The sequence below is a fragment of the Pedobacter sp. genome (assembly GCF_035566355.1).
GTDB lineage: Bacteria > Bacteroidota > Bacteroidia > Sphingobacteriales > Sphingobacteriaceae > Pedobacter.
In genome coordinates this window covers 1-17,720 of the sequence record NZ_DATMRL010000504.1, presented here as the reverse complement: position 1 = coordinate 17,720, position 17,720 = coordinate 1, and the positions used below count along the sequence as shown (strand labels likewise).

11 protein-coding genes are annotated in these 17,720 nt (G+C 39.4%); 3 read left to right on the top strand and 8 right to left on the bottom strand.

Translation table 11 applies throughout. The features are described 5' to 3' along the window. Both VNZ46_RS19580 and VNZ46_RS19575 read right to left on the bottom strand, forming a co-directional pair. Positions 1-2,546: DUF6443 domain-containing protein (locus VNZ46_RS19580; protein WP_325561774.1), on the bottom strand; the 2,546-nt coding region annotated here is incomplete at its 3' end. A 39-nt stretch (positions 2,547-2,585) separates the two neighbouring features. Beyond that, complete coding sequence (locus VNZ46_RS19575; RefSeq protein WP_325561772.1) at positions 2,586-6,674, bottom strand: hypothetical protein; 4,089 nt, start codon at positions 6,672-6,674, stop codon at positions 2,586-2,588. A 663-nt stretch (positions 6,675-7,337) separates the two neighbouring features. On the opposite strand from VNZ46_RS19575, the gene VNZ46_RS19570 reads away from it, so the two are divergent. Continuing rightward, a complete protein-coding gene (locus VNZ46_RS19570; protein ID WP_146186459.1) occupies positions 7,338-7,646 on the top strand; it encodes a hypothetical protein in 309 nt (102 codons plus the stop codon). 212 nt (positions 7,647-7,858) lie between these two features. On the opposite strand, the gene VNZ46_RS19565 is transcribed toward VNZ46_RS19570, so the two are convergent. The 4 genes from VNZ46_RS19565 to VNZ46_RS19550 all read right to left on the bottom strand — a co-directional run bounded on the left by VNZ46_RS19565 (position 7,859) and on the right by VNZ46_RS19550 (position 14,714). Further along, positions 7,859-8,419: a hypothetical protein gene (locus VNZ46_RS19565; protein WP_325561770.1), complete on the bottom strand. Its 561-nt coding sequence runs from the start codon at positions 8,417-8,419 to the stop codon at positions 7,859-7,861. A 78-nt stretch (positions 8,420-8,497) separates the two neighbouring features. Beyond that, complete coding sequence (locus VNZ46_RS19560) at positions 8,498-9,481, bottom strand: hypothetical protein (RefSeq protein WP_325561768.1); 984 nt, start codon at positions 9,479-9,481, stop codon at positions 8,498-8,500. 97 nt (positions 9,482-9,578) lie between these two features. Further along, positions 9,579-13,817: a hypothetical protein gene (locus VNZ46_RS19555; protein ID WP_325561766.1), complete on the bottom strand. Its 4,239-nt coding sequence runs from the start codon at positions 13,815-13,817 to the stop codon at positions 9,579-9,581. 96 nt (positions 13,818-13,913) lie between these two features. Next, positions 13,914-14,714 (bottom strand): hypothetical protein, encoded by an 801-nt coding sequence (locus VNZ46_RS19550; RefSeq protein WP_325561764.1) that lies wholly within the window; start codon positions 14,712-14,714, stop codon positions 13,914-13,916. Positions 14,715-14,981: 267 nt separating this feature from the next. On the opposite strand from VNZ46_RS19550, the gene VNZ46_RS19545 reads away from it, so the two are divergent. Further along, a complete protein-coding gene (locus VNZ46_RS19545; protein WP_108554283.1) occupies positions 14,982-15,524 on the top strand; it encodes a contractile injection system tape measure protein in 543 nt (180 codons plus the stop codon). Between the two features lie 4 nt (positions 15,525-15,528). On the opposite strand, the gene VNZ46_RS19540 is transcribed toward VNZ46_RS19545, so the two are convergent. Then, the gene (locus VNZ46_RS19540; protein ID WP_325561762.1) at positions 15,529-16,134 is read right to left on the bottom strand and encodes a hypothetical protein; all 606 of its coding nucleotides are present in this window, start codon (positions 16,132-16,134) and stop codon (positions 15,529-15,531) included. A 207-nt stretch (positions 16,135-16,341) separates the two neighbouring features. Here VNZ46_RS19540 and VNZ46_RS19535 point away from each other — a divergent pair, with 207 nt between their 5' ends. Continuing rightward, positions 16,342-16,884: an SMI1/KNR4 family protein gene (locus tag VNZ46_RS19535; protein WP_325561760.1), complete on the top strand. Its 543-nt coding sequence runs from the start codon at positions 16,342-16,344 to the stop codon at positions 16,882-16,884. 1 nt (position 16,885) lies between these two features. Here the strand turns inward: VNZ46_RS19535 and VNZ46_RS19530 are convergent, their stop codons facing one another. Continuing rightward, positions 16,886-17,242 (bottom strand): hypothetical protein, encoded by a 357-nt coding sequence (locus tag VNZ46_RS19530; protein ID WP_325561758.1) that lies wholly within the window; start codon positions 17,240-17,242, stop codon positions 16,886-16,888. Positions 17,243-17,720: the final 478 nt, after the last annotated feature.

Below are 17,720 nucleotides of genomic sequence, written 5' to 3'. Positions count from 1 at the left end.
TTAAACTGATACTTGTTTTCCGTACCAATAATACTTCGTTGAATATCTAAACCAAATGCATAATAATCAGTTTCCTGAATCTTTCTTGCTGCACCAGCATTTATATCAAAGTACACCCTTCCATTACCAAGATGATCGGCCAACGTATATTCATAAGAGTAATTCGTAGCACTATTTCGCACCACCCTTCCCTCTCCGTTGGATACATATTTTAAGACCCCACCCTCATATTGGATACCGCTAATATAATCAATATTTATACTCGCAGAAGGAACCTGCTTCCTTAATTTGTTCCCTGTTGCATCATAAGTATAAGTCATTGCTGCCGTACCAGCAGTCATCCCATTTGGTAAGTTTAAGTAATTGTATGTAATGCTCGAAAGATTGTTCGCTGTACTTAAAGAATTGCCCCTGGAAAGCATGTTGCCATTTACATCATAAGTATAATTTGTAGTACCCGGAAGCTGGAAAGCAGCACTTGTACTTACCGTATTACTATCCAACACAGAACTCAATTGACTTCCATTATAAGTATATTTCAATTGATCAACAAGCGTACCCGCCTGTTTACGCTGGAGACGAGTAATATTACCCATTCCATCATAACCGATAAGCTCATTGTACCCCTCGCTGCTCAATGCAAAATTTAAACGGCTCAACTTATCATAACTATAATTAAAATACTTTCCGCTTCCCCATTCCTGGCGGCTGATATTCCCATTGTACTGACTGGTCACGCCAGTAATGGTTTCCTCATGTTTCAGATTCTCTGTAAATAGCGGAGCACTTTGAATTTTTAACCAGCCCCTCGGATTATAACTATAATTAATGGTCTGAGCAAAACTCGGCAGCGAAATGTTTGAACTATGCAATTGCTTACTGGTCAGCTGCCCCACCTCATTATAGTTTTTCCGGCTGAGTAATATTTCCGGATTAGTTGTAGAAATATTATCTCCCGTTTTCTGATAAATATCTTGAGGCCTTCCCTGAGTATCATAAGTGAAGCGATTGGCCAGATATAACTGCTCCGTACCATTAACATAATGACGTCGGATACTAGTAATCAGCTCATGACTAAAATTATAGGTGTTATAAATATCATCATAGTTATTTCCCGCTACCACTCCTCCTTTAAAATGCTGTATAATATTTCTTACAACACGACCTTCATCATCGTAGTAACTCACTTTCCACAACATTTGGGCAGTTCCTAACACATTAATTTTACTAACGGTCAACAGGGTTTTAGTCATTTTTGAATACTTATCCCCTAACCCAAAATTATAAACAGTATCCACAGGAAGCCCGGGTATACTGTAATTATCATAATAATTTACACTCAAAGTAGTAGTAATCCCCGTCACAGGCCAGCTCTGATTGCTATAATCTGAACCCGCAACTCTGCTTTCCTGAAAAACAGACTGCCCATCAACTGTAGCCTGTAAAGCAGCGCGATAACTCGTATTCGCTACACTAGAAGGGTAAGTATAAACCCCAGTCAGAATAACACGCCCAAATACATCATACTTACTGATTAACCATTCCTGGGCAGACTTGGCTCTTTGAACCGCATCCTGAGTCGCTACAACCTGATCCAATTTATTATACACGATATAGTCCCAACCTTTACCTGGCAATTTTTTCTCTATCACCCGGTTTCTGTCATCATACTTATAAGCATAGATAAATGCATTAAACGAAGCATCATTATCCGTAAAACTTGTACCAGTAAATCCCGGTGGTATAACATACCTATTGTTGCCAAGCTCATCATACACATAATAAGTATCGAGTTGGCTGGCTCCATCATTATTACGCTTTAAGATAACCTTTCCCCTTTTATCTTTATAAGTTGTTTGTTCATTCCCATTCTCATCCTTTATAACAACCTTATACAAAGCATTAAGCGCATAAAACCCGTTTAAAGAACAAGAGCTTCCACTAATGGTCCATAACTTAACCTCCGTTGCAGATACATTGGTACCGTAATCCGTCTTAATCGTATGACCAGAATTGACAGCTCCGGGCGTATTCAATATTTGCCACGCATCACCTGGAGCCCCCTTTTCCAATACCAAGTCTATTGGGGAGTTTTCATATACCTGAGGAGAAAAAGGAAAATTAGTAGGCGTTACATTTACATCCTCAGGATTTAAAGGGCTATAAAACTCCTTAACATTTGCCTCCCCATTTCCTCCAATATACTGGCCGTAGCCCGCTCCCGTAATAGGTAAAAAAACTTTCGTCTGCCTACCAAGAGGATCATACACATTGATGTTAATCAAATCCTTGCCCCCAAATGAAGATTGCCAGTCTACCGTCTGCTTTGCTCTTCCAAAATCATCCAAATAAGTTATTTTCCGAGTAGCAATACTCCTTCCCATATAATCTAATTGAGAAGCCTGAGTAAAGCCAGCTTGTTTCACCACCGTTTCAACAACAAAATTCTCCCCACCACTTGGTGTAAACTTCTTTAAGCCAGTTTGCGCATTTAAGCCAAAAATGCTCCAGCTCAATATCAACAACAATAAAATATATCTTTTCATTCGTTAAATTCTTAATCCTTATAAAATTTCTTAGTTTACTTATGGCTCATCTATAGCTTCATCAACGGGCTCAGGCTCTTCTTCACCATCACCAGGACAATTAGTCAATAGCGTAACTGCGCCGTTTATAACTCTAAAATATTTCGAGCCAAACACGTAGTATCCGTCTGCAGCCTTTGTAGTCAACTCCTGATTTACATACACCAGATTACCAACAGCTATAGTTGCATTGGATGTATAAACCGTTAAAACAGGTAAATCCTGAGCACAGATATGAGATACTAAATTGCTGCTGTACATCGCCTGATGCGAAACAGACGTTCCTCCAACCGGCACACATGTTATTATTTCACCAATAACACCATTGGTAACCTGAAAATAAGACCCGTTATATTGATAATAACCATTTGGCACAACAACACTCAGCCCCCTGTCAACAAATAGGGTACGTCCAGTAACAGGTAAACCATTACAAAAGGCAGCAAATGCCGGTAAACTTGCCAGACACATCTGTTGATTTGCCAATAAGGTTGGACTATATCTAAGCACGTAAGGATCAGTATCGCCACATAGATTTTTATAAATTACCCGACCATTGTCTATATAGAAGTATTTAATCTTTCCATCCAGATACTCATGAAAAGTATAATAACCAGTTTGTACCGGCTGAGTTAATTGAGCATCATAAAATACCTTTGCATCTTCTGGCTCTTCCTCAAGAGTATCCTCCAAAATGGCACTGAGTGGCTTATTCGGATAAACCATGACCTCCTCAGTTTCAACAGGTCCGCAAAAAGATTTATTAAGCGAAAAACCAGCAGAATATTTTAACGGTTGCAAGAAACTACAATCCACCGGCTGGCCTTTGAAATTATAACAATAACTTTTAATAATGTTCTTCCCATTGTCTTTGATATTCATCAATCTATGCTGGCCATCATATTCAAAATAGGTAGAATAATTCCTGCCATCAGTAATCCTTACAACCTTTCTCATGGCTCCGTAAGTATAGGTAGTTACCTGAGCAGCATTCATTCGGGAATCTGTTCTCAACACGTTGAGAAAATTCATATCAGGAGTTAAACTTTTGTTAAAGTTCTTAAGAGGAACAGCACCTAATACCTCCACCAATAAATCATAATCCGCATTTTCTATTTTGGCAACAGGTAACAGTTTATCAAAACTGTAGATATAAGAAACCTTAGTCCCATTTTCCTTTGATAAACAAAGAATATTCCCCCTATCGTCATATTTAAGATATTTCAAAATCACCACAGGATTTGCCAGCCTGATTTGCTGCATTTCAGTTTCAGGAAGGACCATAGTGGAATAAGCAGGCAAAGGAATAAGGCTTGCATCCGTTCCATAACCACTTGTAAATGTTTTGCTGTCTAACCTCTGCTTAACATTATTTACCTGGATTTCTTTCTCTACAACAACACCCGTCATTTTCCTGTTCTTCATTTCTGAAAAAACATTTCCAGTGAGAGATTTATCTTGTGGATAACGACTTATGGTTTTAATAACATCACCATTACTTTCCGTCGAAGTCTCCTCTTTTAATACACGGTATTGTTTATCATATACATAATTGGTAACATCAGTTACCATATTATTCCCATAATAGTCAACCACCGTTTTCTTCTTTAAATATGGGTCATAAGTATAGATCAGATTTGCGGTAAAGAAGGTGGATAAAATGTATGAAAAGGTATGCAGGTTAGTAAAGTTTTTCCTTAATAACCTTACGTTATCCTCAAAACGACTCAGACTATCATTATACTGATATAAAATTTCCCTTTTAGGTAGCTTTAAAGCAAGCCTACCTGGCTGGTAATAAGATTCAGACAGTATCTGCCCCCTTTCTAATCCCATACTTGTACCTGGATCTTTAGTCCAAAACCGCTTTAATACAGTACCCGATTCATCATATATCCCCGCACTATGATCTGAAACATAACTTAATGGTGCTACATCATTATAACCATTGTCATAATTCTTGTATTTGTAAACCGTATAGGCATCCAGATCCGTGTTATGATTAGTTAATGTATCGCTATGCAAAACTTCAGTCACCTCTGAATAAGTAACATGTCCTTCACTAAGAGGATCCATTTCAAGTATCGGATTTGTGCTCCACCTCCAATAGTCTATTGTACCCTTATACCAATTCGTACTCGCTGCCCTTGCGGCCGGTGGCGTTACAGTTCCGGAAAATTTCTCAAAATAAAATGGCTTGTAAGAAAGCACACCACTAGAAGCAGTTCCACCCGTAGCATAATTCTTTACATAGAAAAGGGTTTTCTCTGAAACTTTCTTGTCATCAGCACCAAAGTTGCTAATCTTCTTAATACGTAAACCACCCGTACTAATGGCTTGCTGATTCACATTCTCTACAACTCCAAAAGGCCATTTAGTAGCGGTTGAACCATAATCATTCAATTCATATTGAAATTTAGTATAACCACCTGTTGGATAAGTGATTTTAATTAAACTTTCTGCACCAAGATATTCCAACACAGATTCCCTCGACGCGGAATAGTTATTCTGAGCACTAACATTAGTTCTTAGATAAGTATAATCAGCAGGGTTTTTCGAGATAACGAACGTATTTCTGCCATTATAAAAACCATAATGATCCGTTTTAAAAGATAAATACTCCGGTAAAGGCGTTGAATTGTAGTCAAAACTATATACAGGTACATTCTGTTCCAGATTATTTTTACCTAAAAACCTTACACTTTTCAATTTAAGTCTGGTCAAGGCATTATCAGTATAATTAAAATTGACTTTCATACTCCTTTTGTCACCAAAATCTTTCACCACTATACTGTCTAACTTTTCAGGAAACCTATTATAAGTCTTGCCCCAAGCTATATCTTTATAATCCTCAAAAGTCGTCTCATCAGGACCACCAGCTACTGTAAACTCCTGATCGGGAGGAAAACTCAGTTGGTTAGAAGCAACCGTACCATAAAAAAGAATTGTTTCAGCTGGGGTAATTATTTTATCCAAATAACTCGGATTAATTAAAGTTGCCTTTTCTGCTCGCGCAACCGGAGCAGCATCAATTGCATTGACCAATCCAGTTGAAGGCCCTCCATTTTGCCAAGAATTTATTGTAATATCGCTATAGCTAACCTTAGAAGTAACAATATTTCCCCTTCTATATTGCAAAGCAATTCTATAGCCATTCGGAGACTCTATCGAAGTAAGCTGCCAGGAAGTAGCAACTATCTTTTCAGGCAAATGTTCATCTCCAGCGCCATAAGATTGCCCCGGTCTGCTAAATTCGATAGACTCATCCGTTCCACCAAACGTGTACCGAACACCTTTATCATCAGTCAACACGAACTTATACAAAAGATTAGTTTTCGGAATAACAGCCTCATACCAACTTTTAGCATAAGGTGGATTGGCCGGGTAATATCTCTCCGTTTGACTCAACGAAGGAACACTGATATTTTTATTAGGTAAAATTAAGGTTTCAATAGTGAGTTTGCCCCCATTAGTACTTCTAACTTTAAACTCCCCGTTATGATCCGTATAAATCCTTCCAGACATTCCATTAATCGAAAAATAGAATTCATCATTTTTAATAGATTCTCCGCTTTCAAAAAAATCAATATTATTGGATAAATAACTATTCATTTTTGCACTCGAGCTCCAGTCTGAAGCAGCTGTTGGATTTGTAACAACAGGCAATGGGATATCTCCAGAAGCCTGATTTCCAGAAAGAACTTTTACAGATCGAACAATAGATCCACCCGATAATAGCACCCAGCCCATGCCCACTGAACCAGGTAAAAGATCCGGCTTATTACCCGAAGAATTCTGATATTTCAATGTCAGGTTAATGCTTAAATCTTTATAGCCGACATCATATATCGGAACACTGACATCCACAGTGCCTTTAAAATGTCCAATTGGTACACTACCAAAGGACCCAAGTCCACCTGCATTAGGCGAAACTGGTAAGATATCTTTTGGCTTGGAAGCTCTTGAACTTGCTCCAGAAGTGCTCACACTTTGCGTAAACCCTACAGGATTAAAGAACATCCATGCAATGATTAAAAGTATTGCTTTTAGTATGTGTTTAGTAACAACACGGTTGTAATTAAATGGCATAAAATATAATTTGAAAAAATAAAACAGGGGATAAATCCATAGCTGCGCCAGAGTGCATAGACATAGCGCTCGTCATTAAAATTTATCCATAAGATTTTAATGCGTTATAACAGATTAAGGCTCTGATATAATCAGTTGAATTTTCAATATCCTCAACAAAAAAGTCAGGTTTAAAAAAGGCAAAGAGGGTTTGAAATAATGGTACTTCAAAACCAGAGTTTTAAATGTAGAATCTAGCATATGTTTAGTTTGGTTAATAAATCCAATACTAGAAAATCTTAGTGCAGCCAGACTGCACTAAAAGAAAAGTTTTCCACATTTTTCGCAAGTTACGACCAACCCAAATCACCACCATCCCGATTCCCCAAAAAGGGAATTTAACTAATCAATCTTTCCTATTCTAGAAATCACTTATAAATAATTAATAAGATAGTTCAGAGGCCGATCCATAGAACCATATTATCTTTTTTGTATGTTTAGAATATGAAATCAAGCGCTCTAAAAAGTTCACTCCTTATCAAACTGGCATTACTTATAATGTTGTTCGCAATTTCAAGTTGTAAATTAACACAAAAATCAATACAAATACTTTTCCCTCCCCCAATAATCGCATTTACTGATCTGATCAACTTTTGCGACCTGCCCAATCACAATAATGAGAGTGTGTATGTAAGATCCATCTATAGCAAAATTGATGGCCATTGGGCACTAAGAGCCGACAATAAAAACTGCAAAGATCTGAAAGTAGAATTTAAAATTGCAGACGGTGCCTACGCAAACGATGAGTCCCTACTAAAAGAAATCGATCAAAAACCACCAAATTTCTACTTCATCGTTGACGCTATTGGAACTTTTAAATTATACGACACAAAAGGTGACACCACTATAAGATCAAATTCAGGAGAATTTATAGCAGAGAAGATCTTAGCGATTCAGAAAATTGCGAGTGAAAATGAAACTTTGGTTCACTAGCTTTATCAGGACAAACCAGTAAACCATGCTCTTTAAATATTTCAAACGATAACTATTAGTCGAACAAATAGTAAAATTCACCCCTTCCCCGGATATCCCCCAAAAAAAACCTGCACCTCTTTTCACACCTCAGGGCCTGAAAGGTCCATTGAGAAAAGAAGTGCAGATTTTTACTCCCCCTCACTACCGTTTAATAAATTAAATCGTAACCATTAATTTCCAATACCGGCAAATTGGTCCGTAAGTACCAACTTCATCACCAGGTAGCCACAAATAAATCCCCAAGCAGAAAAAAAGAGGATAATCCCGGCACTTACAACGGTGGCTTGATCTGCGCTAGCAGCCGAGCTTCCGGCGATCAGTAGGCCTTTACCCATGTAAGTAGCTACCTTGAAAATAAATTTAGGAACTTCCTTGATTTGCACCAGTGTGGCTCCTATGATTACTTTAGTCAACCAATCTGAGATTTGCGTTAGGTTAGTGTTCTCCTGCACCCTTGTTTTCAGAGTTGCCACACTAGCCTTTTCTTTTGTAGCATCCGTTAAGTTCGTTGTATCTGTGGAGGTAGCCCTTGTATCGGATATGAGTTTGGGAACGCTGAATATAAAACCAAAAAGCCCTCCAATGACCAGATAGGCAAGTGACCATAGCATCAGCATACCAAAATTCAGCATGGTGTTCAATGCAAACACAATTACCGCAATTATACCCAGAGCTGTACCTATACAGAGCCAGATCGAGGTCCATTTATACCGTTCGTAATTTCCTGCCATGATTGATATATTTTAATTTAATGAAATTTATCAAAATCTTTGTTGACTTATCCAGCAAATCCAATATTTGTTCTGTTATTATGCTTTTAGATAGTCCTCCAAAATCTCCGCAGCTTGTAACAATGCCTCTGGAGTACTAACTGCTTGAAGGGATTTCACCTGCTTCAATCGGGTCCTGATATAGCTGTTTTTATCTCCAATCATTTGGAAATACTCTGCTGAAATTCCATAATATTGGGCCGCTAGTAGCTGGGCATTTGTCTGTGTTCCCATTCGTTCATTAACCGACACCTCAGCCAAAACCAGATAAGATGTGGCCAGGGCCGCCTTGTCCTCAGCTGTTAAAGTACTATTCTCCTTATCCTGTAACAATGCAATAACCTTCTTCGCCTCTGTTAAGGCGACCCTAAACTGCAAACTCTCCACATAGGTCAGTGCCAGTTCCGAACGTATCGCATTGTTACCTGGCGACTTTAATAGCAGAAACTCATACAAATCTTGCTTGATCTGCCCCAATATTTCTGGCTGATTAGATTTATAGAAAGCAACAATGTCCCTTGCAAGCTCATTGGGATGCTGGCGAAGTACGTTGCCCATTTCCAAGTATGGTTGTATTTTGGAAAAACTCCTTGGCTTTTCTTTTGCTAATAGCTTAATCAGGTAAGGTATTCTGCCTTGAGTTTCGATCTCGACGGTCATTTTGAGTTGTGACCAACCTAAATAGGGGTTTTTACCCCCTTCGTTGATAAAGGCTGCCAGAAAAAAATCTTTTTTGATTTCCTCGTACTCGTCCTTATCGGTATTTAACTGCGAATCATCAAATTTTAGAGTTCGTTCCAAACCATCTTCGCTAATATACTTAGTTCCCGGCAACGCGACCACTGTTTTGAAGCTTCCAGCCTCACGCTCATCGTTATGTCGTTCTTTATAGCGCTTTGCTCCAATTCCAAGAAAACCACCTTTCTTCTTTTCCACTTCATAGGGCCGTAGGTTTACCTTACCAGACAGCCGGATGGTCACTTCATCCCCAAGGGTGATGGCTGGCTTGAAGGAACCTGTCAACAGAACCGATGTTGGGCTCGACGCTTCATAGCTGACAATTCCCTCCTGAACTTGCGCGAGAGAGAATAGCGGAAGTAGCGCACCAATAAATATTATTCTAGTTGCTAAGTACATCTGTCGTTTTATTTAAATTTACAATTGGGTCTATCTTTCCCGAACGAATCTTTTTTGCATCGACCGCCTCTTTTAAGCTGGCGGCCATTGAACCTGCTTTCTCTGGTGTCAGATCCATTCTAAAATTCTGTTTGAGTGAATTATTGTATTCTACCGACACACGGTAAGAAGACGCACTCTGAGGATCTGAGATCTGTCCTGTGTTCCGGTACTGGTATGAAATCTGAAGGATGATATTGTCAATATCAGCCGCAGCAATATTCGGTTTGACACGCACCTTCCATTTGGTATTCAAGTCATACCCCTCGAAGGTCTTGGCCTTATAGGTATTTGGTTCCCATCGTTCCTGAAGGCTTTTAGGAACCTGAGAGATAATCAAAGTCTTGTCAGTAGCAACCTCCAGCTTTGTCGCATTTACTGCGCTTTTTCGTTCCTCAAGCACTAAGATACTTCCATCCTTTTTGATGGAAATCCCTGGATGAAACACCTCTAAGTTAGGAGAAGGAGAATTCACCAAACCATTTTGTTTATTGATCCCTGCAATTGCAATATCAATAATCTTTGGATCAACATCGTTCTTGTCGTACTCCTTGACGTTAGCCTCCATATAGTTACCAAGATCCAAGTCAAAAGTAAATTCATCAACACTAAGCTTATTTTTCACGCTTTCCCTCCAATTCAAAAATTTATCCCAGGCCAGCGCAAAGGGGGCACTAGTCTTGTCAAGACTAAAAGTATGCGAAAGTATAGGCATACTGCCATACTTGATCTTTTCCTCCGTTTCCGGATCAGTGATTAGGCTAAATTGAGACCTCCAATAATTTTCTATTTTATCCACATCTTGTCGCATACTGGTAATATCAGGTTGCTTGATCCAGTTGTAAAGATTGACTGACTGATCTAGCGCGAGGCGAATATTGGATTGGTCACTTTCGATGATATCCGCGAGCGTATTTTTTGGGCCATACCAAAAAGTACTTGCCCTAAACAAACGGTTATTATAATATCTGAGCCTTTCCGCATAGTAAAAAAATATCGGCAATTGGTAGCTCAATTTGTTTCGTTTCTCAATCTGCTTGTCTGCAATGAGGTCAAACTCCATTTTTGAGAATTCCTCCTTTTGTTTTTTAGCAAGTTCCAGATTGAGCTCTGCAATATCCTTTTCAAAGAAAGCTATCTTTTTGTTAAAACTATTGGCTTTGAGTTTCTCAAGTTGTTCTAAAAGCTCTTTATGGAGCATTTTCTGTTCATTGTAGAGATCCTTGAGCTGATCGATGAGGTCATAGCTGTCAAGGATATTACCGACGATATCCAGTACCTTGTTGGCCACGGTACCGTATCCGGGAAAAGCCATATCAATTGCGCTCGCCGCTGCCGCCCTAGCGGCCGCGCCTTTACCATCTCCCGAATCTTCAGTATGATAGAATTCCTCTGGATCAAGCATTGGAGGTTTTTTGGGGATTTGCGGATCATTTTGATAAGACTGAAAGACATTGGCCCCAACATAAGCCTGAAACCCGTCCGATTTAATGGCATTCAAAACTTCGGTCTTACCTCTTACCTTCAGATTTGCAAATATTTTATCATAGATCAGCTCTGGATTGGCTATATTCTTCGGTCCCAAAAAGTTATACCAATCTGATACAGCTACTTGCCTCATCACGCCCTCTCTTAAATTCTTATCACTGAATAACTGATTTAAGACCGTTAGGTAATCATAGCTCTGTTTCTCCAGGCTATTGTATACGAACATAAACCTGCGGTCAGACACTAGGATGGAATCTCTCTGGATGCTAAACAGCTCTTGGTTGCCAACCTTAACAACCAATAGATCATTATTTTCGCCGATAACCAGACTTGCTTGCCTAAATTTACTTATCAATGCATTATCATCCTGTATATCAAATAGCAACTTGATATCCTCTTTAGCACGAGGTGGGATGAAGTTTAGACAAATATCAGGGGTCTTTTGAAGTAAAGCAGTCAATAATTTTTTCTTGGTCTCTATGTCATTGGCCGCAGCGAGGGTATTACTAATAGCAGACATCATGAAGCGCTGAATTTTAAAGTCCTTAATCTGCGGCCAGAAATCCTTGTTAAGCAAAACATCGCCCAAGGCGTTGGTAATATCGTGCTGCGTATCCCGTTCAATCCGTTCTATGATAGCTGTGATAGGTCTGAGTTGGTAGTACTTAGATTTGAGTTCGGCAATATTTTTTTTGAGCTCAGCTGCGGCTTCTGACTTAGAGATCACCTGGGCACCCAATTCAAAAAAGGAGTCATATTTTTTTCTCCGGAGGTTTTCGCATACTTGAGTATAAATACCGCTATACCCCTTTCCTTGCGGGAAGTAATCGGTGTTAGAAACCCATTCCATAAATTGTGAGATATTCTCGATATTAGGGTTTTTGGCAAAACTTGCTACAGCAATCAGCTTTTTGGCCTCCTTTTCGAAATCCTTCAACTGCGCTGTATTCTTCTTAACCTGTTGATAGGTTTGCTCGAGTGATTTCCAATTCTCTTTTGGAATAATATCTAAATTGGCCATGGTATTGCCTATTGATAGTAGGTTGTCGGCAGAAATGTCCCCTTTAACTACTTCGTCAATCGCCTTCAGCGCAGTTTTCGATTTTTGATAGTAGTCAATGGAAACATTGGTCAGGTTCACCAAATCATTCTGGCTACCCAAAAGTGAATTCCGTAGGTCTGGATTACTACTGATTAGCGAAGTGCCTAATACCTTTAGGTTATCACCTACATTTTTGGAAGGATCGATAGGCACTCCGGTAACAGATTGAGTAATCATCGACATCACAGCACTACTCATCTTTGCTTCGTTGGCAGCAAGTTCGTTATTCTTACTTTTGACCTCATTTTCAATTTGCTTATTTCTGAAACTAATCGCCGCAAGCCTGCCACTGATTGAGTTTTCCTGGTCTTGATAAAAGTCAATTTTATAATTTTTCTCTTGTGCCTGCGTACTAGCAATATCAGACTCATAACTCTTGGTAATCTTCGAAATGTTTTGCTTCATCTGTTCCTCATTGAGTCCTTCGATCTTATCTAGCGACTTTTCAATACTTCCATATATATCCTGAAAATTTTTGTAAGTCCGCTTGAAATCGTTGAGTTCGTTTACCGGAAACAAAGGCTTACTCGAAAAGTCCTGGCCCCAAAAGGAGTACCCTTGCTCAACTAAGGATTGTCGGTATTGAATATCCTTATCGAGCAACTTGTAATAGGTCGCATAAAGGTCGTTCACCTCCTGTAAGTTTTCAAAATTGATGGCTTTACCTGAAGTAGGACTGAACATCTCCGAAGCCTTACGATAGTTGTCTTGCGCCAATTTAATTTTACCTGCTATAAAATATTCATCGGCAACTTTCTTATAAGTAAAAGCCAGCTCATATTTGGCGATATCAATATAGCTGTCAATAGTGTAGGCAGAAAGCCTGCGATAATCCACCTCTTCTAATAGGCGTTCATAAAAGCGTAGATCATTTACACATATGGTAGACCTTTTTGCGCTGCCGAACCTCAAGAATATATGTGGTGGCATGCTGGTTTTGTTCCATTGTTTGTTAAGCGTATTTCCAATGACTTGGCTGCCGTTCAGCTTTTCCTCTTGAAAGCTTGAGCCGTTCATGGAGAACAATTTGGTCTGAAAGGCCTTGTCTTTATAATCTATTGAGATCGTTAGCAGATACCAAATCTCCTTTTGCAGCGTAGCCAGATTCGATAACGATGCTTTCAGTGTATCGGTCCTATCTTCAAACATCAACGATAGTTTACCAGCTATCTTCGCTGTGTTTAAGCTTATAGTCTTTTTGTCCGAAAAGAACAGTTCGAGATTCCTGTAGTCGGGCATTGGACTAACTGTATCCTGTTCATCATCAGCAATCTTGAACCAAAAGGCTACTGCTCTTTTTTCTGGAGCATCCTCTAAATCCAAAAAACTGATGAAGGATTGACCAGTTCCGCTAAGTTCCAAACCGAGATCTGTAGAGTAGCTTAGGTTCGCCTTAGAATAGACGGGCTTTTTGTTTTTGCCTTGGTCTTCCGAGAAGGAAATCCGCTTCAAGGTGGTAGTTGGTGAGGAGTTTCCATCAAAGGGGCTGTAGAAAATAAGCCTGTCACCCAGTCTTCCAACTTCTGATGTCTGTGCGAAAAGCTGGCAGTAACATGCTAATAGCATCAGGGATAGCAAAAATCTGAAATTCATCTGTTTGTCGTTATTAAGTAAGAAAATCTACACTTGAACTCTCTATTAGGACGTGTTTTTAGACTTAAGTCCCTCCCATTAGCTATCTCCGTAGCACTATGGGATTTTGACCTTTTCCAAAATGATCATAGTTGTCTTGCATTGTTGTTCAAAATAACCCAAAGCAATCTTTAAATCAGGATTGTCAATTATGCTCTTAAGCGATTTGAACAACAGGCTACAATTATTGTTAAGCATTGCATTGATCTGACTGTAGGTAAAGACTGTGGCGAGCACAGCGTATTCTTGCTCAGTAATGTAGTTCTTGTCCTTCATATCCAACAGATAGGCACTCATCAGCGCAAGTCCGAGCTTTTTCAAATTAGAAACAGAAAGACTTTTGCAGATAACCATAACAGCAGGCTGGCCGGAGATAGTAGTGATACAGAAACTTGCATTGAGCACTAGTCCAACAGCATTTTCGGCACCAAACTTTTTAGTTGCCTTTTCACTAATAGCGAGCAGCTTATCTTTTTCATCGCGAAAGTAAGCAAACATTTTACTCACCGTATTGCCGCCAATATTACTCACTGAATTCCCCAACTCTAAAACATAGTTTTCATTGGTCGTCTGCATAGGGGGGAGTACTCCTATAAGATAACTTTTAGTGATATCGCCAGCGAACTTAAAATCTATCCTGTAAAAACCCGGCGCAGTTACCATTCCGAGATCATTAGAGCCTTTCGTGGCTGAATAGGAACTTTTTTTGATGTCACTTTCAATCCCCAAAAGTTCGCCGTTCACCAAAACCTTGATGGGTTCAGATGTGGAATATGCACTTTTATTAAAAACGATAGTTTGACTGGAGGCGAGATTGCTTATGAGCAGGAACAAGGTAATTGTAAGGAAAATTTTCATGAGATTTAGGAGTTAATTTAGATGAATGAATAGTAAAACTGATTAGCTAAAAAAATCCCTATTCGGGACACCTTTTTCAATACAAGATACTGATTATCAGACAATACCACATTAATCCTCCATATACAAGCATCCATTATCAGGCACTCAAATGTTACTAAATTCCTCCGAAAAAAAAATGGCTAGTTGTAGCTATTTTATCGTCCTGGGAAGAAACCTCTTCATTTTATTAGAATTGCCTAAATTAGCTGTAATTATCTACCACGTATGAACCTATTTAGTTTAAAAAGACAAAGCCCTGGCGCTAACGGCATCTCTATAAAGAATGCCGGGATAGTATTATTGAACAATTACATTCCGATGCTGTTTGAACGCCTTAAACTGACCGATAGATATAAATTCCCCAATATACAATCACAACATCAGGCAGCAAATGTTCTACATTACTTAATGACAGGCAACTCAATTGAACAACAGGACGATCTTCACCTGATTAAAGTGCTTTGCGGCTTGCCTCTATCAGAACAAATAGAACAATTACCATCCATTCCAGAAAATGACAAAGAACTCATGAATAATGTGCTCACTGCAATGATTGCAAATTGGCCAGCAATTGGATTAAGTTCAATAGATCTTCTACGAGAAAACTGGCTGTTAAGAAACGGATCATTAGTAGAACACAGCTGCGAATGGGAACTCCATATAGAAAAACGATCCTATGACGTAATAATCAACCGGTCTCCATTTACATTCTCTGTCGTCAAATTTCCTTGGATGGATAACACCCTACATGTATACTGGAAATATTAAATTCTCAATACCCTAGCTTCCTCAGCTCTTTTCTAACCGCAGCAGCATCAGTTAATTTTGCCTTAACCTTACCCTGCGCGTCAGAATAACCATTTAATCCACCAGACAACTGATCACCAATTTTATCTAATCTTTTAAGCTTAGTTGGAGTGGTATTAAAATTAATATCGTCATACACCGAAGTCGTAAATTCAGTTCCTTCATAGAGATACTGCAAACGATGCTCACAATTAGTAATCACCAACATCTCCCTTGCAGCGTCCTGATCAGCATTAGCAAAAAATACGGAAGCAATCTTAGTTTCTACATTATCATCCTGAAAGCTATCAATAAATACCTTTTGATATTTTCCTTCCGCTGCTACAGGAACATAAACATAACCGACCACCTCATGATTTGGAATAGAACTATTAGCATCTAAAATATACCAGGCAATCACCACCATTTTATTATTCCAATAAGGTGTTTCCAAAACTTCGCAATTAAGATCAGATCCATTCGGTTTAATTCGCTCTATAAACGCTTTAGCACTCTCATTGGGTTTACGTTGAAATTGCTGAGCTACACCTTCCCTAACCAACCCCAAAAAAAGGATACCAAATAATTTCAAATATTTATAACACATACGCTGTTCACAAAATAGACTATACCATTTAAAACTTACAAAGTTAGAAATCAACACTTTAAATAACCCACTCAAAATTCAAGGAGGATATATCATATCTAGATAAGTGGCCAAAGACACTCAACTTTTTACTAAGTTTGAAGCGCTGGCCAGCTTTATCGATCAGCTGAAAATTAAAGAACAGCCCTTGCAATGAAGTTTGAAGAACTATTGGAAATCACCGGTGCCGTCACCGGAAAAGCAGATGAGGCAACGCTGGCTAATTACCGCTTGCCCGGCGGCCTGTCTTTTCCGCCTTCCTACCGGCAGTTCTGCCTGGAGCTGGGTCACGGGCTACTTTGCGGCCTGTTCATGATCTATATGCCAATGGCGGATGAACAACACCCGGATGCTTTCCAGCTGCAGTACCCGGCGATGCGATCCCTGTTTGATACCTATCTTGATCCGCCCTTGCTGGCGATTAGCGATACGCCTGGCGGCATCGGTCTTATTCAAAATGGGGTACCTTTCGCGACCAGCGAGAACGGGGAATTCCTGTTTTGGGATATACGCGAACGACTGCCCGACGGGGAATTCCCCATTTATTTTACGGGCTTTGATCTTGGCATCGTCCACGCCGGAAATTCCCTATTTGAATTTTTGGCTTTGGTCACCAGATCGGAAACCTTTAAGTCCGTGCTGCCTTTTTATACCAGGCCGCTGGAAGCGGTTTTCCGGGTAAGGGAAATTGGCTGACTTACCTGACGAACTCAGCAGCATCAAATTGTTTCTTAAAATAGATCACTTCCCATTTATTGGCGATCGCATGAATATTGACCACCGACCAGCCAAGGCTGCTCATATAATTGAGCACATCTGTTTCGGTTGTCAGGCTATTCACCTTTTTTAACTGGCTCACCATGGCTGTGTCCCTCGGCGCGAAAAGTTCCCGCTTTTCGCCTAAAGAGATCTTTGCAGAACTATTCTTCAGATAAAGAACATAATCAGGGTTACCAACCCGCACCTGGCAGTATTTATCGATCCGCGCCTGCGCAGCGGCAGCAGTGGAAATGGCAAGTAAAATAGCCGCTATACAAAGAAATTTACTTTTCATGATCATGCATTTTAAGCTTGTAAGTTAAAAAGCCTATTTAGACACAACGTGAAGTTTTCGTTAACAATTTTTAATAATTTGGAGAGGGTCCACTGGAATGGATTTGGGAAAGTTACCAGCTAAGCAGCCGTTTGTATTTATAGATCAAACCGCGTCAAGACCAACAAAGGTTCCTTGTTCATCCCGCTAAGGTATATATTCCTATGAAGCACAGCTGATTCTTAGACGAACCCCATTGCTGTTTTGACCAAAATGCATCATCTCAATTCTTATTTGACTTCAACTACTGCTTAATCTTTGCGTGGTGATTTGCTTTCGATCTTTGAACTACTGATATTTACAATACTCCGAATAGCTTAGTAAGCGTCCGGCATCGGGATGTGATTTGCTTTGAACTACTGATATTTACCACAGCTACGACAAAGATGCAATTGCTCCTCCACAAGTTGTGATTTGCTTTCAATCTTTGAACTACTGA